This window comes from Mesorhizobium sp. M0306 (genome assembly GCF_040321655.1).
Classification (GTDB): Bacteria; Pseudomonadota; Alphaproteobacteria; order Rhizobiales; family Rhizobiaceae; genus Mesorhizobium.
The window spans coordinates 1-21,085 of sequence record NZ_JAMYRY010000008.1 but is presented as its reverse complement, the minus strand read 5'-3'; the positions used below and the strand labels follow the sequence as shown (position 1 = coordinate 21,085).

28 protein-coding genes are annotated in these 21,085 nt (G+C 62.2%); 14 read left to right on the top strand and 14 right to left on the bottom strand.

Going from position 1 to position 21,085, the window contains the following annotated elements:
• Nucleotides 1-10: 10 nt before the first annotated feature.
• The 3 genes from NKI95_RS14015 to NKI95_RS14005 all read right to left on the bottom strand — a co-directional run bounded on the left by NKI95_RS14015 (nt 11) and on the right by NKI95_RS14005 (nt 1,824).
• Nucleotides 11-676, bottom strand: a complete 666-nt coding sequence (locus tag NKI95_RS14015) for a response regulator transcription factor (RefSeq protein ID WP_352717404.1) — start codon at nt 674-676, stop codon at nt 11-13.
• A gap of 64 nt (nt 677-740) precedes the next feature.
• Nucleotides 741-1,040, bottom strand: coding sequence for a hypothetical protein (locus NKI95_RS14010; protein WP_352468910.1), 300 nt, complete (start codon nt 1,038-1,040; stop codon nt 741-743).
• A gap of 373 nt (nt 1,041-1,413) precedes the next feature.
• Nucleotides 1,414-1,824, bottom strand: a complete 411-nt coding sequence (locus tag NKI95_RS14005; protein WP_352717403.1) for a DUF3168 domain-containing protein — start codon at nt 1,822-1,824, stop codon at nt 1,414-1,416.
• Between the two features lie 229 nt (nt 1,825-2,053).
• Between NKI95_RS14005 and NKI95_RS14000 the strand changes: the two genes are divergently transcribed.
• Both NKI95_RS14000 and NKI95_RS13995 read left to right on the top strand, forming a co-directional pair.
• Complete coding sequence (locus NKI95_RS14000) at nt 2,054-2,308, top strand: hypothetical protein (protein ID WP_352468912.1); 255 nt, start codon at nt 2,054-2,056, stop codon at nt 2,306-2,308.
• Between the two features lie 44 nt (nt 2,309-2,352).
• Complete coding sequence (locus NKI95_RS13995) at nt 2,353-2,577, top strand: hypothetical protein (protein ID WP_352717401.1); 225 nt, start codon at nt 2,353-2,355, stop codon at nt 2,575-2,577.
• On the opposite strand, the gene NKI95_RS13990 is transcribed toward NKI95_RS13995, so the two are convergent.
• Together NKI95_RS13990 and NKI95_RS13985 are read right to left on the bottom strand one after the other, a co-directional pair.
• The gene (locus NKI95_RS13990; protein WP_023718394.1) at nt 2,574-2,840 is read right to left on the bottom strand and encodes a DUF1488 family protein; all 267 of its coding nucleotides are present in this window, start codon (nt 2,838-2,840) and stop codon (nt 2,574-2,576) included. The two genes, NKI95_RS13995 and NKI95_RS13990, sit on opposite strands and share 4 nt — an antisense overlap.
• Nucleotides 2,837-3,109: a hypothetical protein gene (locus NKI95_RS13985; protein ID WP_292658482.1), complete on the bottom strand. Its 273-nt coding sequence runs from the start codon at nt 3,107-3,109 to the stop codon at nt 2,837-2,839. The genes NKI95_RS13990 and NKI95_RS13985 overlap by 4 nt, the downstream gene beginning before the upstream one ends.
• Nucleotides 3,110-3,353: 244 nt before the next feature.
• Here NKI95_RS13985 and NKI95_RS13980 point away from each other — a divergent pair, with 244 nt between their 5' ends.
• From NKI95_RS13980 to NKI95_RS13970, 3 genes are all read left to right on the top strand, one after another.
• Entirely contained in the window at nt 3,354-3,692 is a 339-nt protein-coding gene (locus NKI95_RS13980; protein ID WP_352717400.1) for a co-chaperone GroES, read from the top strand.
• A 102-nt stretch (nt 3,693-3,794) separates the two neighbouring features.
• Entirely contained in the window at nt 3,795-5,414 is a 1,620-nt protein-coding gene (groL, locus tag NKI95_RS13975; protein ID WP_352717398.1) for a chaperonin GroEL, read from the top strand.
• An 82-nt stretch (nt 5,415-5,496) separates the two neighbouring features.
• The gene (locus tag NKI95_RS13970; RefSeq protein WP_352717396.1) at nt 5,497-5,658 is read left to right on the top strand and encodes a hypothetical protein; all 162 of its coding nucleotides are present in this window, start codon (nt 5,497-5,499) and stop codon (nt 5,656-5,658) included.
• A gap of 80 nt (nt 5,659-5,738) precedes the next feature.
• Here NKI95_RS13970 and NKI95_RS13965 read toward each other — a convergent pair whose 3' ends face one another.
• Nucleotides 5,739-6,443: a TetR/AcrR family transcriptional regulator gene (locus NKI95_RS13965; protein ID WP_352717395.1), complete on the bottom strand. Its 705-nt coding sequence runs from the start codon at nt 6,441-6,443 to the stop codon at nt 5,739-5,741.
• 19 nt (nt 6,444-6,462) lie between these two features.
• On the opposite strand from NKI95_RS13965, the gene NKI95_RS13960 reads away from it, so the two are divergent.
• On the top strand, nt 6,463-7,038 hold the full coding sequence (locus tag NKI95_RS13960; protein WP_352717394.1) for a cupin domain-containing protein: 576 nt from the start codon (nt 6,463-6,465) through the stop codon (nt 7,036-7,038).
• A gap of 123 nt (nt 7,039-7,161) precedes the next feature.
• Here NKI95_RS13960 and NKI95_RS13955 read toward each other — a convergent pair whose 3' ends face one another.
• Both NKI95_RS13955 and NKI95_RS13950 read right to left on the bottom strand, forming a co-directional pair.
• Nucleotides 7,162-7,602, bottom strand: coding sequence for a LysR substrate-binding domain-containing protein (locus NKI95_RS13955; protein WP_352717392.1), 441 nt, complete (start codon nt 7,600-7,602; stop codon nt 7,162-7,164).
• A gap of 162 nt (nt 7,603-7,764) precedes the next feature.
• The gene (locus tag NKI95_RS13950; protein WP_352717682.1) at nt 7,765-7,926 is read right to left on the bottom strand and encodes a hypothetical protein; all 162 of its coding nucleotides are present in this window, start codon (nt 7,924-7,926) and stop codon (nt 7,765-7,767) included.
• On the opposite strand from NKI95_RS13950, the gene NKI95_RS13945 reads away from it, so the two are divergent.
• From NKI95_RS13945 to NKI95_RS13935, 3 genes are all read left to right on the top strand, one after another.
• Nucleotides 7,901-10,060: a transglycosylase domain-containing protein gene (locus tag NKI95_RS13945; protein WP_352717390.1), complete on the top strand. Its 2,160-nt coding sequence runs from the start codon at nt 7,901-7,903 to the stop codon at nt 10,058-10,060. The two genes, NKI95_RS13950 and NKI95_RS13945, sit on opposite strands and share 26 nt — an antisense overlap.
• Before the next feature lie 98 nt (nt 10,061-10,158).
• Nucleotides 10,159-10,743 carry a DUF1214 domain-containing protein gene (locus NKI95_RS13940; protein WP_352449049.1) on the top strand — a complete coding sequence of 195 codons (585 nt, stop codon included), beginning with the start codon at nt 10,159-10,161 and terminating at the stop codon, nt 10,741-10,743.
• Complete coding sequence (locus NKI95_RS13935) at nt 10,736-11,284, top strand: DUF1254 domain-containing protein (protein ID WP_292658433.1); 549 nt, start codon at nt 10,736-10,738, stop codon at nt 11,282-11,284. Before NKI95_RS13940 ends, NKI95_RS13935 begins: the two co-directional genes overlap by 8 nt.
• Before the next feature lie 14 nt (nt 11,285-11,298).
• On the opposite strand, the gene NKI95_RS13930 is transcribed toward NKI95_RS13935, so the two are convergent.
• Nucleotides 11,299-11,484, bottom strand: coding sequence for a hypothetical protein (locus NKI95_RS13930; protein WP_352665884.1), 186 nt, complete (start codon nt 11,482-11,484; stop codon nt 11,299-11,301).
• Between the two features lie 187 nt (nt 11,485-11,671).
• On the opposite strand from NKI95_RS13930, the gene NKI95_RS13925 reads away from it, so the two are divergent.
• Nucleotides 11,672-12,682 carry a DUF2336 domain-containing protein gene (locus NKI95_RS13925; protein ID WP_352717389.1) on the top strand — a complete coding sequence of 337 codons (1,011 nt, stop codon included), beginning with the start codon at nt 11,672-11,674 and terminating at the stop codon, nt 12,680-12,682.
• Between the two features lie 10 nt (nt 12,683-12,692).
• On the opposite strand, the gene NKI95_RS13920 is transcribed toward NKI95_RS13925, so the two are convergent.
• From NKI95_RS13920 to NKI95_RS13910, 3 genes are all read right to left on the bottom strand, one after another.
• Nucleotides 12,693-13,040 (bottom strand): DUF1491 family protein, encoded by a 348-nt coding sequence (locus tag NKI95_RS13920; RefSeq protein ID WP_352717388.1) that lies wholly within the window; start codon nt 13,038-13,040, stop codon nt 12,693-12,695.
• A 95-nt stretch (nt 13,041-13,135) separates the two neighbouring features.
• Nucleotides 13,136-13,909, bottom strand: a complete 774-nt coding sequence (locus tag NKI95_RS13915) for a peptidoglycan-binding domain-containing protein (RefSeq protein ID WP_352717386.1) — start codon at nt 13,907-13,909, stop codon at nt 13,136-13,138.
• Nucleotides 13,884-15,629 carry an ATP-binding protein gene (locus NKI95_RS13910; protein WP_352717658.1) on the bottom strand — a complete coding sequence of 582 codons (1,746 nt, stop codon included), beginning with the start codon at nt 15,627-15,629 and terminating at the stop codon, nt 13,884-13,886. Before NKI95_RS13910 ends, NKI95_RS13915 begins: the two co-directional genes overlap by 26 nt.
• 519 nt (nt 15,630-16,148) lie before the next feature.
• Here NKI95_RS13910 and NKI95_RS13905 point away from each other — a divergent pair.
• Together NKI95_RS13905 and NKI95_RS13900 are read left to right on the top strand one after the other, a co-directional pair.
• Entirely contained in the window at nt 16,149-16,517 is a 369-nt protein-coding gene (locus tag NKI95_RS13905) for a DUF5330 domain-containing protein (RefSeq protein WP_352717384.1), read from the top strand.
• A gap of 112 nt (nt 16,518-16,629) precedes the next feature.
• Entirely contained in the window at nt 16,630-17,058 is a 429-nt protein-coding gene (locus NKI95_RS13900) for a SufE family protein (RefSeq protein WP_352468926.1), read from the top strand.
• A gap of 103 nt (nt 17,059-17,161) precedes the next feature.
• Here NKI95_RS13900 and NKI95_RS13895 read toward each other — a convergent pair whose 3' ends face one another.
• Nucleotides 17,162-17,587: a Ros/MucR family transcriptional regulator gene (locus NKI95_RS13895; RefSeq protein WP_023677844.1), complete on the bottom strand. Its 426-nt coding sequence runs from the start codon at nt 17,585-17,587 to the stop codon at nt 17,162-17,164.
• Between the two features lie 414 nt (nt 17,588-18,001).
• Nucleotides 18,002-18,373 carry an SH3 domain-containing protein gene (locus NKI95_RS13890; protein ID WP_352717657.1) on the bottom strand — a complete coding sequence of 124 codons (372 nt, stop codon included), beginning with the start codon at nt 18,371-18,373 and terminating at the stop codon, nt 18,002-18,004.
• Between the two features lie 114 nt (nt 18,374-18,487).
• Here NKI95_RS13890 and NKI95_RS13885 point away from each other — a divergent pair, with 114 nt between their 5' ends.
• Together NKI95_RS13885 and NKI95_RS13880 are read left to right on the top strand one after the other, a co-directional pair.
• A complete protein-coding gene (locus NKI95_RS13885; RefSeq protein WP_352717383.1) occupies nt 18,488-20,617 on the top strand; it encodes a S9 family peptidase in 2,130 nt (709 codons plus the stop codon).
• Nucleotides 20,618-20,707: 90 nt separating this feature from the next.
• Nucleotides 20,708-21,085: SET domain-containing protein (locus NKI95_RS13880; protein ID WP_352717381.1), on the top strand; the 378-nt coding region annotated here is incomplete at its 3' end.

Here is a 21,085-nt window from a genome sequence, read left to right as displayed (position 1 = left end):
CGGTTCCGCGTTACGCCTCCGGCTTACGCATGCGGTAGCCCATGCCGCGAACGGTTTCGATCATGTCGATGCCCATCTTCTTGCGAAGCCGTCCGACAAAGACCTCGATCGTGTTGGAATCGCGGTCGAAATCCTGGTCGTAGAGATGCTCGACCAGCTCGGTCCGGGACACCACCTCGCCCATATGATGCATGAGGTAGGCAAGCAAGCGGAATTCGTGCGAGGTCAGCTTCAGCGGCACGCCCTCGACGTCGGCCTTGGAGGCCTTGGTGTCGAGGCGCAGCGGCCCGCAGGTCAGCTCGGACGAAGCGTGCCCGGCAGCGCGCCGGATCAGGGCGCGCACCCTGGCCAGGATTTCCTCGATGTGGAAGGGTTTGGTGACGTAGTCGTCGGCGCCGGCGTCGATGCCGGCAACCTTGTCGCTCCAGCGGTCGCGTGCCGTCAGGATCAGCACCGGCATCTTGCGGCCGCCGCGCCGCCAGCGCTCGACCACGCTGATGCCGTCCATCTGGGGCAGGCCGATGTCGAGCACCACGGCATCGTAGGGCTCGGTGTCGCCGAGAAAGTGCCCTTCCTCGCCGTCGAAAGCGCGGTCGACGACGTAGCCGGCATCGACCAGCGCGTCGCCGATCTGCCGGTTGAGATCCTTGTCATCTTCGACGACGAGTACGCGCATGCGGAAGGCCTGTTGAAGCTGTTCAGATATAGGCCGATTCCGGCAGACTGGGAAACGGCACGGTTCAGTTCAGCGGAACGACGATCTCCGAGCGACGGGGACGCTGCCCGTCCTTGCCCGGAACGAGCACGACGATGACGCAGACCGGCTGGCCGCCGCGTGTCGACTGCGAGGCCTTGGCCAAGGTGCCGCCATTCTGCTCCGCCACCTGCTGGCCGATCGCGTAGCAGTCGGACGCGGCGAGGACGACCGGCTGGGGCTGCTCGGGCGCGACAGCGGGGATCGCCATCGCTTGCGACGCAAGCAGACCGGCGGCTGAGAGGGCCAGTGCCGCGGTCCGGAAGTGGGAGCGAAGGGTTTTCATGGCCAGCGTTCTAACGCGCCGGTGCTGAACGTGATATGAACGGTGAACGCTCGAATGCATGCCCGCCACACCCCTGAAGCGCGAGATTACCGGATTGCCATTTCGCCACCCGGCCCGCGAAATCGCCAATGTTTAACCTAGCCCTCCAATCCTTCGCCGACAACCGGCATCATCTGGCGGGCAGGACCATTTGGGAGGACGAAGCATCCGGCCCAAGGCAACCGATGGCAGTTCAGGCGAACCGAACCTGAAAACAAAAAACCCGCCTCGGGCGGGTCGCTGGGGCCAATCAGCACCATATCCAAATTAGTAGCATAGCTGCCGGCACAAAGCAAGAACAAAATTGTCCGATTTTGCGAAAAGTGCCCGGCGGTCAGCCCTCGTCCTTGATCTCGGCGCGGAAGCGCAGCAGCCCGTGATGGGCCGAAAGGTCCTCGTCGTAGCGGGCTTCGGCGAATTCGAGCTTGAGATGGACGCGGCGATGCTCGCCAAGCGAGAGCGCCGCATCTCGTAGGCGGGTGCTGATCAGGTCCATGATGTCGTTGGTTTCCTTGCTGGCCTCGGATTTCGACCAGACATGCAACGTCAGCAACTGTTCGGCGTCGTTCTCCATCCCCGTTGCCCAGTCGTAGACGCTGGTGCGACCGAAGGTCATGTGGGGGAACGCAACATTTTCCGGCGCATGGTCGAACAATCTTGCATCGCCCAGTGCCGCCGACAGGTCGGGATCGCCGTTCACTGCCTCGAATATGGCCCTCTGCAATTCGACGGCCGGCGCGGTCATCGTCTTTCCCCTCGCCCGTCGCGTCGACCTCCCGGCTGCGTAGCTGCGTTGCATGACGGCATCCCGGCAAAGCGCGAATCAGCGCGTCTCATGCGGATTATGAACCTTCATGATCTCGGGAATAAGCCCTGCTCCTGCAACCCGCGACGTTTCGCGTCACGAACGCCCTTGAGGGCAATGCCAACTGGCGAATTCATTTGGCATGCATGGAGTTTGAAAAAACGGTGCTATGAAGATCCCCGGTTTCCAAACATTCGAGGTCGTTTTCGTGCGCGAGCCATCGCTGCTGCCTGTTTTCGGAAAGCTTGGAGTCAGGGCGCGGACGGTCGCGATTGCGGCGCCGACCATGTCGATGACCATCAAGAATTTGGTCAACCGCACGCGGGAGGTGCTCTCGGCGCACGGTAGCCTGGCCCTGAAGCTGTCCGTCGTTTTGTGGACGGTGCTTGTCCTGGCGGCAGTATTCTTCGTCGCCCAAGCCTGACCGAGCGACATTCATCGATCGGGCGGAAACGAAAGGACGCCAAGATGGCAAACCGCTACGCGCTGCGTATGGAACGTCCTCACAGCTGGACCGTCTTCGACGTCTTCACCGGCCAGCGGGTCGAGCTCAAGCAGCAATCCATGATCGGCATGAGCACGCGCGATGCGGACGCGATGGTCGATCGGCTGAACAGTCGTGACATCGCGGCGGGCGAAGGCGGACCGGAAGCCCCGAGAAAGCGTCTTGTGGACGGATCGCGACGGATCTAGCGAAAATCGGCCGCAGTCAGCACATATATGCTCCTGCGGGTGCGGGCATAGGCATTCCTGGCGACATCGTGGATCGAGCTGGAAGCCGTGTCGAAGGCCGCCAGATAGGTAGCTTCCGAGGCCGCCGTTCCCGGCTGCACTTTGGAGATGGCATCGGTTGCGACAGAGAAGGAAATCTGGAACATGCCGTCATGGCCGACGAAGCGGATGCGTTTGCTTGCCTCGTCGTAGCTACGGCTGGGATTGGGAAATGTCAGGCTCATGATTTGGCCTCCGTCGATGCGGATACGGCATGCTTGACTGTCCGCGCCGCCCGCTTCTTCTTTGGGGCGACCGGATTCAGAGCTGCCGCCGCGCGATCCGCCTCTTCCTTGGCCAGTCGCAATTCCCTCAGCTTCGCCGTCTTGATCATCCTGGCCTTCGCCTCCGAGAGATATTCGGCAGTTGCTTTGTTCCGCTCCGCTGTTTTCTTTTGATTTTCCATGAAGCGAGCCTGAGCTTTTTCCATGATGTTCTGATTGCCTTCGGCCATCGGTAAAATCTCCCTTGCAGCGAAAGTCGTGAATGTGAGCTTCACCGTAAAATAGGTGTTCAAGGACAGAAATTCAATTTCATTAATATTCGGCAAGGCCCCGAACACCGGGGGATGGCCTAGCAAAATAATACATTCAATATTTGACATGCCCTATGAATATTTTTTGGCACTCCTATCAATCGAGTGCCAGAGCGCCTATAGAGAGGGGCGGCCGCCTAAGCCGGCCCCAGAAAGAGTCCCCATGAAATTCCGGCCACTCCACGATCGCGTCGTCATTCGGCGCGCCGAAAGCGACACCAAATCCAAGGGCGGCATCATCATCCCCGACAATGCCAAGGAAAAACCGCAGGAAGGCGAAGTGATCGCCGTCGGGCCGGGCGCGCGGGACGAAAGCGGCGTGCTGATGGCGCTCGACGTCAAGGCCGGCGACCTCATCCTGTTCGGCAAATGGTCCGGCACCGAGGTCAAGATAGACGGCGAGGACCTTCTGATCATGAAGGAGGCCGACATCATGGGCATCATCGACAAGAGCGAGATGGGCATCATCGACAAGACCGTGGCTGCCAAGAAGGCCGCCTGATTGGAATGCCGCGCGCCCTGCCGGGCGCGCAAAGGATGCTCCAAGCTTTGATTCAGGCGCGCTGCAAGCGTCTTGCCACGACCAACCGAACTGGAAAAAATCATGTCTGCCAAGGAAATCAAATTCTCCACCGACGCGCGTGACCGCATGCTGCGCGGTGTCGAAATCCTCAACAACGCCGTCAAGGTGACACTCGGCCCTAAGGGCCGCAACGTCATCATCGACAAGGCCTATGGCGCGCCGCGCATCACCAAGGACGGGGTGACGGTGGCCAAGGAAATCGAACTTTCCGACAAGTTCGAGAACATGGGCGCCCAGATGGTGCGCGAAGTGGCCTCGAAGACCAACGACCTCGCCGGCGACGGCACCACCACCGCCACAGTTCTTGCCGCTTCCATCCTGCGCGAGGGCGCCAAATTCGTTGCCGCCGGCATGAACCCGATGGACCTCAAGCGCGGCATCGACCTTGCCGTCAGCGCCGTCGTCAAGGAAATCCAGGCCCGCGCCAAGAAGGTCAAGTCCTCAGGCGAGATCGCGCAGGTCGGCACCATTGCCGCCAATGGCGACACCAGCGTCGGTGCCATGATCGCCAAGGCGATGGACAAGGTCGGCAATGACGGCGTCATCACCGTTGAGGAGGCCAAGACCGCCGAAACCGAACTCGACGTCGTCGAAGGCATGCAGTTCGATCGCGGCTATCTCTCGCCCTATTTCGTCACCAATGCCGAAAAAATGCGCGCCGAGCTGGAAGACCCCTACGTGCTCATCCACGAAAAGAAGCTCGGCAATCTGCAGGCGCTGCTGCCCATCCTCGAAGCCGTGGTGCAAAGCGGCAGGCCGCTGTTGATCATCTCCGAGGACGTCGAGGGCGAAGCGCTGGCGACGCTGGTCGTCAACAAGCTGCGCGGCGGCCTCAAGGTCGCGGCCGTCAAGGCGCCTGGCTTCGGTGACCGCCGCAAGGCGATGCTGGAAGACATCGCCGTGCTCACCGCCGGACAGATGATTTCCGAGGATCTCGGCATCAAGCTGGAGAACATCACCATAGACATGCTCGGCCGCGCCAAGCGCGTGCTGATCGAGAAGGACACCACCACGATCATCGACGGCGCCGGCGAGAAGACCACCATCCATGCGCGCGTCCAGCAGATCAAGGGGCAGATCGAGGAAACCACTTCCGACTATGACAAGGAGAAGCTGCAGGAACGTCTCGCCAAGCTGGCGGGCGGCGTTGCCGTCATCCGCGTCGGCGGCGCCACCGAATCCGAGGTCAAGGAAAAGAAGGACCGCATCGACGATGCACTGAACGCCACTCGTGCAGCCGTGGAAGAAGGCATCGTTCCCGGCGGCGGCGTCGCGTTGCTGCGCGCCAAGGCTGTGCTGAACGGGCTGACCGGAGCCAATGCCGATGTGACGGCGGGCATTTCGATCGTGTCGAGGGCGCTCGAAGCGCCGATCCGGCAGATTGCCGAGAATTCCGGCGTCGAAGGTTCGATCGTCGTCGGCAAGCTCGCCGGCGGCAAGGACCACAATCAGGGCTTCGATGCCCAGAACGAGGTCTATGTCGACATGATCAAGGCCGGCATCGTCGACCCCGCGAAGGTGGTGCGGACGGCGCTGCAGGACGCGGGCTCCATTGCCGCGCTCCTGATCACTGCTGAAGCCATGATCACCGACGTTTCAGCCAAGGAAGCCGCTGCTTCGACCGGCGGCATGGGCTATTGACCATCCGCTGCCGCAAACCGGCCTGAAAGAACAGCCGCCGGGGTATCTTCCCCGGCGTGCTCCTCGGCAAGGAGATCGATCCATGATCGCATTCGTCCCGAAGCCAAATGCAGCCACGAAGACCAAAGTGGCCGAGGAAAGCCGCTTCGATCGCATTCGCAGGCTTGCCGACAAGCACAGGAAAGCCGACACCGGCACGACAGGCCGCGACCCGAAAAAGATCGCGGACAAGCGTCCCATGTGATCCGCGAGATCAGCGTCAGATCATGAGACCGGCGGCTAAAAGTCTACAAGCATCCGTTTCCAGCGCCGACGGTTGTCAAGTCAACGGCTTGTTACCTCGGCATCCCGCAAACTCGACCTGACGCTGCGGACGAGGACGAGCATGGTTTCCACCGCCTCTTCGTCAGAGAGGCCCTGGTTCTCGACAAGCGACAGCCAGGTTGTGAAGTCCAGCGCATGTCCTATCGCGGCAACGAGCAACCTTGCAGTTCCGCCATCCGGGTCGAGGTAGCCTTGTGAAAGGATCGCGACGCCTTTTGCGAGAACCTCTCGCCGGCGGGCCAGTGCGGCAGCGACAACCGGCATTTCGGCATCGCGATACAAATTGGCTAGGAGCTGCCGCTTGCGCCTGTAGTAGCTGTACAGTTGGAAAAGCGCCGTCCGGAGCCGGACTTCCGGTTCGACGATCGATCGCCAGGCTTCAGGGTTGGGGGGCGGGTCCTGGCCGAACGAATATGCCGAGCAAGCATTGAAGACCGCTTCCTCGTCGGGAAAATGACGGTAGACGGTTAGCCGTTGCACCCCCGCTTTCTCAGCGATGGCGCTCACCGTCGTTCGCGATGGACCCACCGAACAGTGCAGATCGAATGCTGCGCGGGCGAGCGCAAGATGGGTCTCGGCCTGCTTGATCGCGCGTCGCTGCAACCGGTATGAGCGCCGCTGGCCTTCTTTCAGTGAACTCATATGATCACCGATATTGACTTGGGTTCGAATGGCGCGTAGAAATGGGTGATCGGCAGCGTACACCCATTTTCGGGAGGATGATATGGAACGCGCAGTGCCTGATCCAAACCTCCAACGTGCGACGGCTTACTCGCCTCACAGCCACTCATCTGATCCCATCACAATTCTGCCTGGAGCCGGCGATCGCTTTGACCTGGGCGGTTTCGGCATCCACTGGAAGATAGACGGATTCCACACCGGGGAGCGCTTCTCCATCGTGCACCATCCGCTCGCCCCTCGTGCGCTGGCCGCGCCCTTGCACCGGCATCACCGTGAAGACGAATATTCATATGTGCTGAGCGGCAGTTTGGGCGCGTTGCTAGGAGAGAACGTTGTTACCGCCGGGCCGGGCACATGGCTGTTCAAGCCGCGAGGCGAATGGCATACGTTCTGGAACGCGGGCGACACGCAGTGCGAAATCATCGAGGTGATTTCGCCCGCTGGCTTCGAGAACTATTTCCGCGAACTGGCCGTCATCTGGCCAGACAGAACAAAGTCCGGCGAACTTTTGCGGAAGTACGAACTGGATATGGACTTCGATAGTGTTCCAGGCCTCTGCACCCGATTTGGACTGACATCCGCACGCACCGCCGCTGCAACGGCCGCACGGCAGAAATAGATACACGCCTGATCGCCTTGCGAGTGCATGCCGTTCGCGACAGCAGGCCATTGCAGGAGACCCGCGAAGGTTTGACTGATTCCGGTGAAAATCACTGGGTGTGCGGGCGGCCGCACCAGGCCCTTATCGCGTCTCTCCGCTGATCAGCACGGCATGGTCCTTGATGACCGTAGCAACGAAGCGGATGACGGCGCGCACCGGCGCCTCCGCCACGATTTCGCGGCGATAGACGAGCCACACCGGATGGTTGCCGAGAATGTCGGGGGCAAGGCGCACCATCCGTGGCTCGGCTTCGGCCAACATGCAGGGCATTGCTGCCAGACCGGCGCCGCTCAGCGCCGCTGCCAGCATTTCGGTCATTTCGGCGACACGAAAGACTATTGTCGCGCCGGCGCCGTGCGCCTCATCCACTTGGCGCCGGGTACCCCGGCAAGGCTTGCGTGAAATCCAATGATCTCGTGTCCGGCCAGATTGCGAGGATCGATGGGCATTGGATGGCGATCGAGGTAGCGCTGGGACGCATAAATTGACCGGCCCGCAACGGCAACGGGTGAATTCCGCCATGGCAATGGCATCCGGGCGGCGTCGCTGCTGCCGACACTGGCGCGGGCCGACGTAGCGGCCTTCATGCTCGCCCAGATCAACGACACCACCTACTCGCGCAGGGCGGTCAGCATCCTGCGCTGACGCCTCGCGGGAGCCGTCTTCCCCTCGACGAACCGCCGGCTATATCTTCATCGCCCTTATCTTCATCGCCCTTGTAGGCAGCGCCAAAATGGACGAATAGTCATAGCGGCGCGCCGCCGTGAAATTGCCGGCATGCGGTTTCTCAGTTGGCGGCATCGCCGCAGCCGGATCCTGAATGGCCAGTCCTTTGGAACCACGCAAGAGAAGAGGTCCGATCGCCGCAAGGCTGCTGGCGGTGGATGCGTGGATTGATACCTCGGTCTACGAAATCGGCTTCAGGGCGCGCCAGTTCTGGGAGGCGGCGACCATCTTCTCGCGGCGTTTCCGCGTCGGCGGCTGGCGCCGCGGACTGATCGAACTGGTGAGTGAGGGATTTACGCTCGGTGCCGGCGGCATCGTCGTGCTTTTGGCGCTGGCCTTGCCGGCCTTCCAGATAACCGCCGGCGACTGGCGCACGCAAGGCGACTTCGCCGTCACCTTCCTCGACCGCTACGGCAACGAGATCGGCCAGCGCGGCATCATCCAGCGCGATTCGGTTCCGGTCGACGAAATGCCCGACCATGTCATCAAGGCGGTGCTGGCCACCGAGGACCGGCGCTTCTTCGACCATTACGGCATCGATGTGCTCGGCCTGTCGCGCGCCATATTCGAGAATGTGCGGGCAAATTCCGTCGTCCAGGGTGGCTCGAGCATCACCCAGCAGCTGGCCAAGAACCTGTTCCTGACCAATGAACGGACGTTCGAGCGCAAGATCAAGGAAGCCTTCCTGTCGCTGTGGCTCGAAGCCAATCTGTCGAAGAAGGAAATCCTGCAGCTTTATCTCGACCGCGCCTATATGGGCGGCGGCACCTTCGGCATCGAGGCGGCAGCCGATTTCTATTTCGGCAAGAGCGTCAAGGACCTGAACCTCGCCGAGGCGGCGATGCTGGCCGGCCTGTTCAAGGCGCCGACCAAATATGCGCCGCACATAAACCTGCCCGCCGCCCGGGCGCGGGCCAATGTGGTGCTGTCCAACCTGGTCGATTCCGGCTTCATGACCGAAGGCCAGGTGCTGCAGGCAAGATTGCACCCGGCCGAAATCGTCGACCGCGGCGAGCAGAAGAGCCCCGACTATTACCTCGACTGGGCCTTCGACGAGGTCAAGAAGATCGCCGCCAAAGGCGGCCCGCACTCGCTTGTCGCCCACACCACCTTCGATGCCAACATCCAGAAGGCGGCCGAAGAATCGATGGAGTTCCACCTCCGCCAGTTCGGCAAGGAATACAACGTCACTGAGGGCGCCATCGTCGTCATCGAGACCAATGGCGCGGTCAGGGCGATCGTCGGCGGCCGCGACTACGGCGCCAGCCAGTTCAACCGCGCCACCAAAGCGCTTCGCCAGACCGGCTCCTCGTTCAAGCCCTATGTCTATGCGACGGCGATGGAGCATGGCTTCACGCCGGATTCGGTGGTTTCCGGCGGACCGATCTCGTGGGGCAGCTGGTCGCCCCACAATTACAATGGCGGGTCGGCCGGCAACGTCACGCTGATCACGGCGATGGCCAAATCGATCAACACGGTGCCGGTGCGGCTGGCCAAGGATTATCTCGGCATCAAGCCGATCAAGGCGATGGCCGAGGCGATGGGCGTCGAGTCGCCGCTGGAATCGCACAAGACCATGGTGCTCGGCACGTCGGGCATGACCGTGATGGACCAGGCGACGGGCTACAGCGTGTTCGCCCAGAACGGCTTTGCCGGAACCCGGCACGGCGTCAACCAACTCTTCACCCGCACCGGCGAGGTGGTCTACGACTTCGCCAAGGACGCGCCGCCGCCGCACCGGGTGCTGTCGGAGCAGGCGCTCAAATACATGAACACCATGCTGGCGGCGGTGCCGGTGATCGGCACTGCCCGGCGCGCAGCCCTTCCAAACATCGTCGTCGCCGGCAAGACCGGCACGACCCAGTCCTACCGAGATGCCTGGTTTGTCGGCTTTACCGGCAACTACACAGCCGCGGTCTGGCTCGGTAATGACGACTTCACCGCGACCAACAAGATGACCGGCGGCACGCTGCCGGCTATGGTGTGGCAGCGGCTGATGCTCTATGCGCACCAGCAGATCGATCTCAAGCCGATCCCCGGCCTCGATCACCCCTTCGTTGATGCCGAAATTGCCGCCAAGGCCGAGGAAGCGGAAAAGAAGAACGCCGAACAGGCAGCAGCCGAGGCCGCCGCCGAGCGTCCGCCGGTGCTGTCCAGCCGGACCACCCAGACGCTGAAGGAACTGACCAGGCTGTTCCAGGCGGCACCCGTGCTCGACGCGCCCGCTGCACCGGAGACCCTCTCGGCGCTGTGACTGGCCAATTCCGCGGGGCCGCTTGCCACAGGGCCCTGCGCCGCGATATCCCCGGGCGGCAATCTTTCTGTCCCCGGCCTTCGGTTCCCTGCCTCCTCATGCTCAAGAACGCCTTCCTGACACTGCTTTCGCTTGCCATCGCCGTCGTCGGCGGTGGCGGCAGCGTCTGGTATGCACTGAAGCTGCAGGACGGCGTCGGCGCCATCAGGATCGGCCAATGGACCGCCTTCCCGGATATCGGCACGCCGACGGCAGATCCCTATTCGAAGGCCCGCGTGGCTCGCGAAGGCGTGCTGGCGCTCGGTCAGGCGGAAGGACTGTCCTTCATAGCCGAGCGCGATTCCGGCGGCGAACAGCTCAAGCGGCAATGTGCCTACAAGATTGCGGGCGGCTTTCCCACCGCCCGGTTCTGGACGCTTTATGCCGCCGACCAGTCGCTTGGCGTGGTCGAGACCGGCAAGCCGAGGCCGGCTGCGCTGCAGTCCTATCAAGTGCTGCGCCAGGCCGACAATTCGGTGGTCATTTCCGTCGGCAGCCGCCCTGCGCCCGGCAACTGGCTGCTGACCAGCGGCGCCGGCAAGATGTACTTGGTGCTTACGTTCTACGACACGCCGATCGCCAGCAGCACCGGTCTCTCGGACGTCACGCTGCCGCAGATCCAGAAGGTCGGCTGCAATGCGTAGCCTGCTGCATGCCGTGCTGCTCGGCCTGCTCGGCGCCGGCATCGTGCACATCATCGTGCTGCTGCTTGTCCCCGAGTTCTCCGAACGCGACGCCTGGTCGCGATTGGCCATGGCTTCGGATCTCTACAAGATGACCAGGCTCGACGCGGAAGCCGGCGGCGCGCCGGTGGTGAAATCGGTCGATCCGCTATTTTATGCGGCGGCATGCCGCTTCGACCTTGCGGAGGGGATGGTGCGGGTCAAGGCGCCGGGAAAGGTCCCGTTCTGGTCGATATCGGTCTATGACCGCGGCGGCCACAACATCTACTCGTTCAACGACCACAGCGCGACCGCAGGCGTGCTCGACACCGTTGTGCTGACGCCGGCCCAGATGATCGAGGTCCGCAAGGATCTTCCCGAGGAATTGCAAGGGGCCATCTTCGTCGAGGCGCCGATAGAGGAAGGCGTGTTCGTCATCCGTTCGTTCGTGCCCGACGACAGCTGGAAGCCGATCGTCTCGCGGTTTCTCGAACAGAGTTCCTGCGAACTGCAGGATTTTTAAGCCGGTTCCGATGCTCAGTGATGCGGTACCGGCAATGTCCCCGAAGGTCCCGGCTTGTCGGGGCCGGCCGGCCGCGTGTCGCCCGTCAGCGGCCGCTGCTCGTAGCGCACCCCGGGAAAGATGATCACTGCCGCCGGCGCGGTTTGTTGTGCTCGATTGGTTGCCGCCGTTCGCGGCACGAAAGACAGTACCATGCCCATGGTTCGCGTATTCCTCTCGGTTGCCCCGGAGCACAACGCAACGCCTCCACAGTCGATTAAGAAGGCAGTAGGTTAACGGAGCGCTAACGGATCGCCGCTAAATTGATCTTTGTTCTTGGGAAACGCGAAACCGGTACAGCCCGGCAGAGCGCTGTCCAGATCGTGTCGAGTGTCGGGCGTATCCTTCGTGTCAGCTTCGGATTTCAGGCAAATCGCAGCAGGAGCTGAATCGGGAAAGGCCGAAAGGCTGTTTCGCGCCGCCGTATCGGCGTTCTGTTCGCTCACCCGCCCTTCGCGTCGGGAAATCGCGCAACTCGAAGACCTGACGCTGCCGCTTTTCGACAATGTCTCGGTCGAATCGCGCCGCTACGTCGCGGCAGCCCTTTCCGAATGCGAATATGCACCCGCCGCGCTGGTGCGGCGGCTTTGCCAGGAGCGGGTCGACATCGCCGCTCCGCTGCTCATCCGCTCGCGTGCCCTCAGCGACGTCGACCTCATCGCGCTGATCGGGCGTCACGGCCTGCCGCATGCCCGTGCTATTGCCCGCCGCAAGGATCTCAATCAAACGATCGCGGATCTCATCAAAGTGCTCGAAAGGCCGACGCTGGTGCGGTCGCAGCAGCCCGAGGCGACTGCCAACGCCGCGTCCGAAAACGCCGAAGTGGTTGCGGGCGATGCCAGTAGGCAGGAGGCTTCCGATGCCGCCGCCGAAGCTGTACGCCGCCGGCTGCGATCCATGATGCGCGCCGAGAGCGGCACCGCCATCGCTCCGTTCGTCGAGCCGCAAACCTACGTCAAGCTGCGCGAGACCGCGCTGACCGGCAATGCGGCATTCTTCCAAACAGCGCTCGCGGATGCGCTCGAAGTCGATTTTTCAACAGCGCGGACGCTTACCGTGAGCCACAACTACACGCCGCTGCTGGCCGCCCTGCGCGCGCTCGACCTCAGCGAAGACAAGGCGTTCCTGATCACGGCCGCAATCTATCCGACCGAGTTTCCGCACCCGCAAGCGATCCGCATCTTCCTCGACCGCTACCGCCTGCTGCACCGCGACGCGGCATTGGATAGGCTCCGAGGCTGGAAGGCCGACACCGTGTCGAAAATCGTTCGCAAGCCCGGGCGCGTCGCCGCAAATGCCGACCTGCGCAAGCCGAACAACGCCGATATAACCGCCGCCCCAAAGGCGCGTCGCGTCTGAAGGCTTGCCGTTACGACGCCTTGACCGAGATAAGCTCCTCGACGGGAATGGCGCCCGCCTCGATTTCGACCACCCAGATATCCGGATCGAATTTCTTCTCGCGCTCCAGCCGCGCGTCAAAGATGGTGGCATCGTCACCTTCGCCAAGCAGGCTGAAAAAACGGTCGTCCGGCCTGGCTGAATCGTAACTCGTCTGCGGCGCCGGCCCGAACAGCGCCATCTCCCCCAGCCTGCCACGCGCCAGCACGAAAACCGCGCCGGCTTCCGTCGCGCCGCGCTTGACCACGGCGGCAAAGCCGCCGGCACTGAAAACCCGGCGCAACAGCGCCGACACCCACAGATCGGTGGTTACGCGCATAAAAAATTCCTGGACATGCGGCGGTCCTTACAGCATCGGCCGGAAGACCGTAAACGGTCTTTGCCGAGCCGACCGCCAAGCGGCCGTCACGACCCTCAGTTGGTCAGGCCGATCTCGCGCATCTTGACGTAGACGATCTCGTCGGGCTCGCCGGTCTCGGGCAGGCCGAACAGCGCCTGGAATTCCTTGATCGCGGCCTTGGTGCGCGCGCCTACGACGCCATCCAATTGCATGTCGTCATTGCCGAACGCTTTCAGTCCGGCCTGGATCTTGACGATGCGGGGATCAGGCGTTTGCGCTGCCGCATTTGCCGGTGCGGATACCGGAATGGCGGCCGGAGCAGCGGCCGTTTCGACCGGCCGCGGCACCGGACGCGGAACCACGGCCGCGGTCTTTGGCGTGGCGCCCAGTTGATCCAGCAGGACGCCGTCGATCTCGCCGGAGGCATTCAATCCGACCTTCTGCTGATAGGCCTGGATGGCCTTGCGCGTATTCGGTCCGGGGATACCGTCGACGGTGCCGGAATAGAAATCGAGATCCTTCAATATGCCCTGGACCTGCTCGACGACCGGGTCGCTCTTGATCGGCGCAGCGGCCGGACGCACGATATTGATGGTGGTTTCGGGCTCGTCGCTCTCCGCCCGGGGAAAGCGCTCGATGCTCCTGGTGACGAAAAACGCGCCGGCATGGGGAAAGGGCTGGTACCAAAGAGCGTTCGCCGAGACGTAGAACAGCGTCACCAGGAATGCGGTGGAGCCGCCGACCACAACAGGATTGCGCGAGATCAGGCTGCCCAGAGCCATCGCTCCGTGCTCGAAGGCATTGCCGCGGCGTTTGACCGCCTTAGGCTGTTTTGCGGAGCGACCCATTACTCTCCCCTTTGCCACCGTCCGCTCTGGCTTTGGCCGCGGACATCGGCACCACGCCGGTCTTCTCCGTCGAGCGGCCCGTCGGGCCGCTCACGGGAAGGCTGATCGTCACCGTGGTGCCCTCGCCCGGCATGCTTTCGATCGACATTGTGCCCTCGTGCAGCGCCACCAGCCCCTTCACCAGCGAAAGCCCGAGCCCGGTGCCTTCGAAACGGCGGGTATAGTCGTTCTGGATCTGCATGAACGGCTTGCCAAGATTGGCGAAATCTTCCTCGGCGATGCCGATGCCGGTGTCCCGGACCCAGAAATGCAGCCGCGAGCCGATCCGCTTGGCACCGATGACGACATTGCCGCCTTCGGGCGTGAACTTGATCGCGTTGGAGACGAGATTGATCAGGATCTGCTGCACGGCGCGACGGTCGGCATTTATTTCGCCTGCGTCCGGCGCGATCTGGGCCCGCAGATCGATGGCCTTTGCCTCGGCTTGCAGGCACATCATCGACTGGCACATCTCGACCGCTTCGCGGAAGCGGAACGGTTCCGGTTCGGTCGCGTAGGCGCCCGATTCGATCCGCGATACGTCGAGTATCGAGGTGACGACGGCAAGCAGGTGCTGGCCCGAATCCCTAACCAAGCCGACATATTCCTTCTGGCGAGGATCCTTGAAGGTGCCGAACATCTCGTGCAGCAGCATGTCGGAAAAGCCGATGATGGCATTGAGCGGGGTGCGCAGCTCGTGGCTGACGACGGCAAGGAAGCGTCCTTTCGCCACCTCGGCGGAGGCAGCCGCCTCATTGGCTGCGGCAAGCTCCTGGCGCAGTCCGGCCACTTCATCGTTTTCGCGCAGAACGAGCGTGAAGACAGTCTCCTGCCCCGGCGCGCGCATCATCTCGAGCGAGAACGGCCGGTAATTGTCGGCCGTCACGCCGCTGTTCTGCGGCAGCCGGACGCGAAGGTCGAGCCGGCGCGACAGGGCGCCATCGCGCATATCGGCCAGCGCACTGAGGTACGGGACGCGATCAGACAGATGGATGCGATCGAAAAGTCCGGTGCCGAAAAGCAGCTCCGGCGGCAGCCTCAGCATCGTGCGCGCCTTTGCCGAGGCGTCCAGAACCTCACCATGCGCAGCGATTCTCAGCACGACGGCGTCGATCAGGTCTTCGAGCCGGTCGCTGCCGGCCGGATCGAGCTGTGCGTTGGCAGCGCCACGAAGTGGAGAGACACGCGGAATAAGCGTGAGCGCCCAGGCCAGTGGTACCGGCCAGTGCCATGCGGCGATTTCGGTCTGGCCGAGCGGCAAGACGGAATCGGCGAAAGGCTGCAGCAAGACTGCGACAAGGGCCGATATGGCGCCCCAGATCACGGCACGGCGCGACTGGCCGATCCACCAGGCTTCAAACGTCAGCGCTACCGCAAGCACGGCAACCGGCGATGCCAGACCGCCGGCAGCAGCGATAAGGGCACCGAGCGCAACGCTGCCGACGACCAGGGCGAGTTGGCCGGCCAGGGTCATCTTGCCCGATGCTGCCACCAGCAGGGCGGCGAACCAGCAAAGGCCGAACGCCGCAAAAATCGCAGCCACAGTGACGGCCGCACCCATGCCCGACGTGACCAGCGTCACCGCTGCACCCGCGCTGAAGAAAGGAGCCGCCAGCATCACGCCAATGAACCGGCTGTGGCGGCGACGATCGCTCTGACCGAGGACGGACGGATGAACCATCCGTTCGCAACCGGCGGCTATCGCGCCCGGCAACTCGCGGTATCTGGCCTTGATCGCACTCAACTCAACGCACCCGGTCGTGAACGGCCCTGCTTTGCAGGCGGCTTTTGTCGATCCGAAACTCGCATCCAGCGTTTAAGGAATGGATAAGGCTGGGCCGATCGTCTCCGGGCAGGCTGCAAATATCCGGATACCGGCGGGGAAAAACCGGGGCAATTGCCGCCATAGTAAACGGAGCGTTATCCGGACCGCCCGCGGCTGCACCTGCGGCCGATGGCATCAAACTGTCGCCGGTTAAGAAAATGACCAGGAAAAACAACAGGTTGGATGGCTATCAATTGCTGAATAAAATCTGAGCCTTTCGAGGCAAATGAACTTCAAAACGCTTCATTTCGATTCTGCCTAAAATTTGAGGAAAACTGTTGCTTTCGAGACAAGCCGTCCTTTGCGCGTTTGTGCCAATATCGCGGTACACGGGTCGTCCGGTTCGAATGCATGACCCTCATAAAGGACAGACAGATGGGCTTTCTGATAAGAGCTGCTTTCTGGTTTTCGCTGGTTCTTCTGGCGCTGCCGCTGGGTGTCGGCGCCGATGATGCGGGCCGCGAAAGCGTCGGGCCGCTCCAGGCGCTGTTTGCGGCGCGCGAAGCCGTCGGCGACATCGCCGGCATCTGCGAGCGCAAGCCGGACGTTTGCGAGACCGGCAAATCGGCAATGCACACCATCACCGCCCGGGCAAAGGAGACCGCCAAGATCGCGGCCGCCATGCTGGACGACAAGGCCGCTGAACCCGATACGGTGACGACCACCGGCAGCGTGCCCGAGGAAATCGTCTTGCCTGCGAAAGTCGATTTGCCGGTGAAAGTGCACTTGCCGGCAAAGAACTGAGACTGTTTCGGCCGAATTCATCGCCAGACCGCAAGGCTTCCCGCGCCCGGCACCTGCGGCGTTTCTCCTCTTTTTCCGTGACGTGGCAGCGCCGGATGACTATATCCGGGGAATGACGACGACGATCCAGACCATCCGCGACGACTTTTCCCTGCTCGACGAGTGGGAAGACCGCTATCGCTATGTGATTGAACTGGGTGAAGCGCTGCCGCCGTTTCCCGACGAGCAACGCATACCGGCCAACAAGGTGCCCGGCTGCGTCAGCCAGGTCTGGTTGACCACCGAACAGGGCGAAGGCGGCGATCCCGTTATCACCTTCAAGGGGGATTCCGACGCCCATATCGTGCGCGGCCTGGTCGCCATCATGCTGGCGCTGTTTTCGAGACGGCCGGCCAGCGAAATCCAGAGGACTGACGCAGAGGCAACGCTAAAGGCGCTCGGACTTGACGAGCACCTGTCGCCGCAGCGCGCCAATGGTCTTCGCTCTATGGTCAAGCGCATCAAGCGTGACGCCGAAGCAGCGTTGAAGCAGACCGCCTGACCGGACGGCAGTTGCCGGCAGCATGGCGGGTTCGACCTTGACCCCATAATACAAAACGGCGCCCGCAGGCGCCGTTTGAGTGTCAAACCGGAAGAGCCGCTTGTCAGCGTCCCTTGCGCTTGCGGCCGAGACCCATCTTCTTGGCGAGCTGCGAACGGGCGGCCGCATAATTGGGCGCAACCATCGGATAGCTCGGGTCCAGGTTCCACTTTTCGCGATACTGGTCCGGCGTCAGATCATAGTGGGTCATCAAGTGACGCTTGAGCGACTTGAACTTCTTGCCGTCTTCGAGACAGATGATGTAGTCGTCATGCACCGAACGCTTCGGATTTACCGCCGGCTTCTGCTTGTCGGCAGGCGGCTGCTCGGCGGCCCCGCCGACGCGCCCGAGAGCGGCGTGGACATCGGCGATGAGGTTCGGCAATTCGCCGACCGGCACGGGATTATTGCTGACATAGGCGGCCACCACGTCGGCGGTGAGCTCGATCAGCGCGTCACTGTTTCTGGAAGGTGTTTCGGTAATATCCATGGCGTTCAGGCCCCAACGAGAATTGTTTCTGTTTGCGCCCGTTCTGATAGGCTGGGCATCGCGCGAACTTATGCAGGAAAAAGCCTCCGCGATTCGCGTCGCGGTATCTTAATGGGCCTGGGCGCCAAGTAAGTCAATTCGCTTCTTGCGGTCTATTCAGCGATGCAAGTCAAATCTTTCATATTCAGCTTCACTCTTTCGTGCAGAGTGTAACTTTGCCGTTTTTTCTGGTCAGACCAGCATCGACTGACGCCGCGGCAAGCAGCCATTACACAGACGGCAGCAGGTAAATAGAGCTCAATGCTTGATCCTGCCGGCAGCATTACAGCCTGGCCGATCGGCGGATTCAGTAAAATCATAGGTTGCGAAGCGTTACTGTTGCTCGTGAGCCTTCGGCCGGAGCGGCGTGCTGCGTCACTGAAACGGGGTGATGTATTTTCCGTAGACCCAGCCGGTGACGAACTGGCCGTTCTGTGCCGGATCGTGCCAGACTTGGCACCAGTGATGGCGGATCTTCTGTTTCTGTTGCCAGTACGAATGGTGGGCGAGATCGAGCAGGTTTGTCCCACCGGTGCATTTGCCGGTCATCTGCAGAACCGTCCCGTTGGGATAGGCGGCCTGCTTCTGCGAAGTTCCTGAAGGATATTTGCGCACGTTGAGCGTGTCGCCGAACGGCACATTGGCCACTTGCCAAGCCGCAAAGGCAGTTGCATGAGATTGACCGGCATTGGCCAGGGTCATCGCAGCGACGGCGAGGGCCGCGGCAGTCCGAGAAAAAATATTCATTGTCCTCTCCTCCGCCCATCTTCTGAAGGCACCACGACAATAGATCGTAGCTCTTGAACCCGCGCTGATCGGCGTGTTCATTCGCCATTCAAGTAACTTCCATAGCGAGACGTAATGACCAAAACCCCAGTGTTTCCGACCGCCACCCCACCGCAGCCGGAGAAGCGGCCGATCTTCGACACGCATCACGGCATGACGCGGACGGACGATTATGCCTGGCTGAGGGCCACCAATTGGCAAGAGATGTTCAGGGATCCGCCCCTGCTCGACGGCCAAATCCGCGCCCACCTCGAAGCCGAGAATGCTTACCAGGCGGCGCTGATGGCCGATACGGTCCAACTGCAGAAGCAGCTTTTCGCGGAAATGAAGGGACGCATCAAGGAAGACGATTCTTCCGTGCCGATGACGGACGGGCCCTACGCCTACGGCTCCTCCTTCAAGCTTGGCGGCCAGCAGCCGCGTTATTTCCGCACGGCGCGCGACGGCGGCGACAAGCAGATCTTGCTCGACGGCGATGCCGAGGCCGAGGGCAAGCCCTATTTCCGCCTGGGCGGCGTCGATCATTCGGACGACCACAGCAAGCTGCTCTGGGCCTTCGACGACAAGGGTTCCGAATTCTACACGCTGCGCGTCCGCGATCTCGCCGGCGGCAACGATCTGGCGGACAGGGTCCCGGACACCGGCGGCGGCGGTGTGTGGGATGCCGGCAATGACGGCTTTTTCTACACCCGCCTCGACCCCAACCACCGTCCTTCCAAAGTGCTGTTCCATGCGCTTGGCGACAGTCCTGAAAACGACCGGCTGATCTACGAGGAAACCGATCCGGGCTTCTTCATGGATGTCGGCGGCACACGCTCCAACGAGTGGATCATGATCGGCATCAACGACCATGAGACGTCGGAATACCGCATCATGAACGCCAACGACCCGTTCGCAGAGCCGAAGCTGGTTGCGGCGCGCCAGACCGGCCTGCAGTACGAGCTCGAGGAAGGCGGCGACATCTTCTTCATCCTCACCAATGCCGACGGCGCCAAGGACTTCAAGATCATGACGGCGCCGGCCCATGATCCGGTGCGCGCCAACTGGCAGGAACTGGTGCCGCACGAAGCGGGCCGGCTGATCCTTTCGGTGATCGGCTTCAAGGACCACATGGTCCGGCTCGAGCGCAAGGAAGGCCTGCCACGCATCGTCGTACGCGACCGCAAGAGCGGCGAGGAGCACCTGATCTCCTTCGACGAAGAAGCCTTCTCGCTCGGCCTGTCCGGCTCCTACGAATACGACACCGAGATCATGCGCTTTTCCTATTCGTCGATGACGACCCCGGCGCAGGTCTTCGATTACAACATGCGCACCCGCGAGCGGGTGCTGCTCAAGACCCAGGAAGTGCCGTCCGGCCACGACCCCGAGCACTATGTCACGCGCCGGCTGATGGCGCCTGCCGCCGACGGCGAACTGGTGCCGATCTCGCTCCTCCACCACCGCGACACACCGCTCGACGGGTCGGCACCTTGCCTGCTTTACGGCTACGGCTCGTATGGCATCACCGTGCCGGCCGCGTTCAACACCAATCTGTTTTCGCTGGTCGACCGCGGCTTTGTCTACGCGATAGCCCATGTTCGCGGCGGCAAGGACAAGGGCTATGGCTGGTACGACGACGGCAAGCGGGCGAACAAGATGAACACGTTCACCGATTTCATCGCGGTCGCCCAGCACCTCGTCGTTGAACGCTACACCGCGCATGATCGCATCGTCGCGCAAGGCGGTTCGGCCGGCGGCATGCTGATGGGCGCGGTCGCCAACATGGCGCCGCAATGCTTCGGCGGCATCGTCGCCGAGGTTCCCTTCGTCGACGTGCTCACCACCATGCTCGACGCCAGCCTGCCGCTGACGCCGCCGGAATGGCCGGAATGGGGCAATCCGATCGCCTCGGCGGAGGATTACCGGACCATCGCCGCCTATTCGCCCTACGACAATGTCGCCGCACTCGACTATCCGCCGATCCTGGCGCTGGCTGGCCTGACCGACCCGCGCGTCACCTACTGGGAGCCGGCCAAATGGGTGGCACGGTTGCGCGACCGCAAGACAGGTGAGAATCCGGTGCTGTTCAAGATCAACATGGATTCGGGCCATGCCGGCGCCTCCGGCCGGTTTTCCAGGCTGGAGGAAATCGCCTTCACCTACGCCTTCGCGCTCAAGGTGACAGGCAAGGCCGAGCTTGCCGCTGCAGCCCCGCCCGACGCCTGATTTTCCGCTCGCAATTGCAAAAGCCGCGCGCTACCCAGTGCGCGGCCTGTTCACAGCCGCCGCCAACACTCAATCAACCAGGGATCTGCTATGTTGCTCGTCGATGTCTATCTCGACAAATCGCCCATCCAGGGCATCGGCGTCTTTGCCAAGAACCACATTCCCCGCGGCACGCTGGTCTGGAAGCTCGACCCGAAATACGACCGCCGCATCGAGGTGGCGGCCTACGAACGGGAAACCGGGCCGGTGAAAACCTATCTCGACCGCTACGCCTACCCGGACCGGCGCGACCCGAACTACATCGTCTTCGAGGCCGACGATGCGCGCTACATGAACCATGCCGACGACCCGAATTGCGACGTCTCGCAGCCGGAGGAGACCTATGCCTTGCGCGACATTGCGCCCGGCGAGGAAATGACCTGCGACTACAATCACTTCTTCGAAACCGGCTTCGACTTCCTCGGCGAC

Excerpts from the sequence above, each read along its gene's own strand:
- NKI95_RS13895 (WP_023677844.1), bottom strand. The coding sequence starts at position 17,587 with ATGGATATTACCGAAACACCTTCCAGAAACAGTGACGCGCTGATCGAG.
- NKI95_RS13995 (WP_352717401.1), top strand. The coding sequence starts at position 2,353 with ATGGCAAACCGCTACGCGCTGCGTATGGAACGTCCTCACAGCTGGACC.
- NKI95_RS13990 (WP_023718394.1), bottom strand. The coding sequence starts at position 2,840 with ATGAGCCTGACATTTCCCAATCCCAGCCGTAGCTACGACGAGGCAAGC.
- groL (WP_352717398.1), top strand. The coding sequence starts at position 3,795 with ATGTCTGCCAAGGAAATCAAATTCTCCACCGACGCGCGTGACCGCATG.
- NKI95_RS13910 (WP_352717658.1), bottom strand. The coding sequence starts at position 15,629 with ATGGTTCATCCGTCCGTCCTCGGTCAGAGCGATCGTCGCCGCCACAGC.
- NKI95_RS13945 (WP_352717390.1), top strand. The coding sequence starts at position 7,901 with ATGGCCAGTCCTTTGGAACCACGCAAGAGAAGAGGTCCGATCGCCGCA.
- NKI95_RS13960 (WP_352717394.1), top strand. The coding sequence starts at position 6,463 with ATGGAACGCGCAGTGCCTGATCCAAACCTCCAACGTGCGACGGCTTAC.
- NKI95_RS13980 (WP_352717400.1), top strand. The coding sequence starts at position 3,354 with ATGAAATTCCGGCCACTCCACGATCGCGTCGTCATTCGGCGCGCCGAA.
- NKI95_RS14000 (WP_352468912.1), top strand. The coding sequence starts at position 2,054 with ATGAAGATCCCCGGTTTCCAAACATTCGAGGTCGTTTTCGTGCGCGAG.
- NKI95_RS13900 (WP_352468926.1), top strand. The coding sequence starts at position 16,630 with ATGACGACGACGATCCAGACCATCCGCGACGACTTTTCCCTGCTCGAC.
- NKI95_RS13970 (WP_352717396.1), top strand. The coding sequence starts at position 5,497 with ATGATCGCATTCGTCCCGAAGCCAAATGCAGCCACGAAGACCAAAGTG.
- NKI95_RS13955 (WP_352717392.1), bottom strand. The coding sequence starts at position 7,602 with ATGGCGGAATTCACCCGTTGCCGTTGCGGGCCGGTCAATTTATGCGTC.
- NKI95_RS13935 (WP_292658433.1), top strand. The coding sequence starts at position 10,736 with ATGCGTAGCCTGCTGCATGCCGTGCTGCTCGGCCTGCTCGGCGCCGGC.
- NKI95_RS13915 (WP_352717386.1), bottom strand. The coding sequence starts at position 13,909 with ATGGGTCGCTCCGCAAAACAGCCTAAGGCGGTCAAACGCCGCGGCAAT.
- NKI95_RS13890 (WP_352717657.1), bottom strand. The coding sequence starts at position 18,373 with ATGAATATTTTTTCTCGGACTGCCGCGGCCCTCGCCGTCGCTGCGATG.
- NKI95_RS13930 (WP_352665884.1), bottom strand. The coding sequence starts at position 11,484 with ATGGGCATGGTACTGTCTTTCGTGCCGCGAACGGCGGCAACCAATCGA.
- NKI95_RS14005 (WP_352717403.1), bottom strand. The coding sequence starts at position 1,824 with ATGACCGCGCCGGCCGTCGAATTGCAGAGGGCCATATTCGAGGCAGTG.
- NKI95_RS13940 (WP_352449049.1), top strand. The coding sequence starts at position 10,159 with ATGCTCAAGAACGCCTTCCTGACACTGCTTTCGCTTGCCATCGCCGTC.
- NKI95_RS13920 (WP_352717388.1), bottom strand. The coding sequence starts at position 13,040 with ATGCGCGTAACCACCGATCTGTGGGTGTCGGCGCTGTTGCGCCGGGTT.
- NKI95_RS13985 (WP_292658482.1), bottom strand. The coding sequence starts at position 3,109 with ATGGCCGAAGGCAATCAGAACATCATGGAAAAAGCTCAGGCTCGCTTC.
- NKI95_RS14010 (WP_352468910.1), bottom strand. The coding sequence starts at position 1,040 with ATGAAAACCCTTCGCTCCCACTTCCGGACCGCGGCACTGGCCCTCTCA.
- NKI95_RS13885 (WP_352717383.1), top strand. The coding sequence starts at position 18,488 with ATGACCAAAACCCCAGTGTTTCCGACCGCCACCCCACCGCAGCCGGAG.
- NKI95_RS13905 (WP_352717384.1), top strand. The coding sequence starts at position 16,149 with ATGGGCTTTCTGATAAGAGCTGCTTTCTGGTTTTCGCTGGTTCTTCTG.
- NKI95_RS14015 (WP_352717404.1), bottom strand. The coding sequence starts at position 676 with ATGCGCGTACTCGTCGTCGAAGATGACAAGGATCTCAACCGGCAGATC.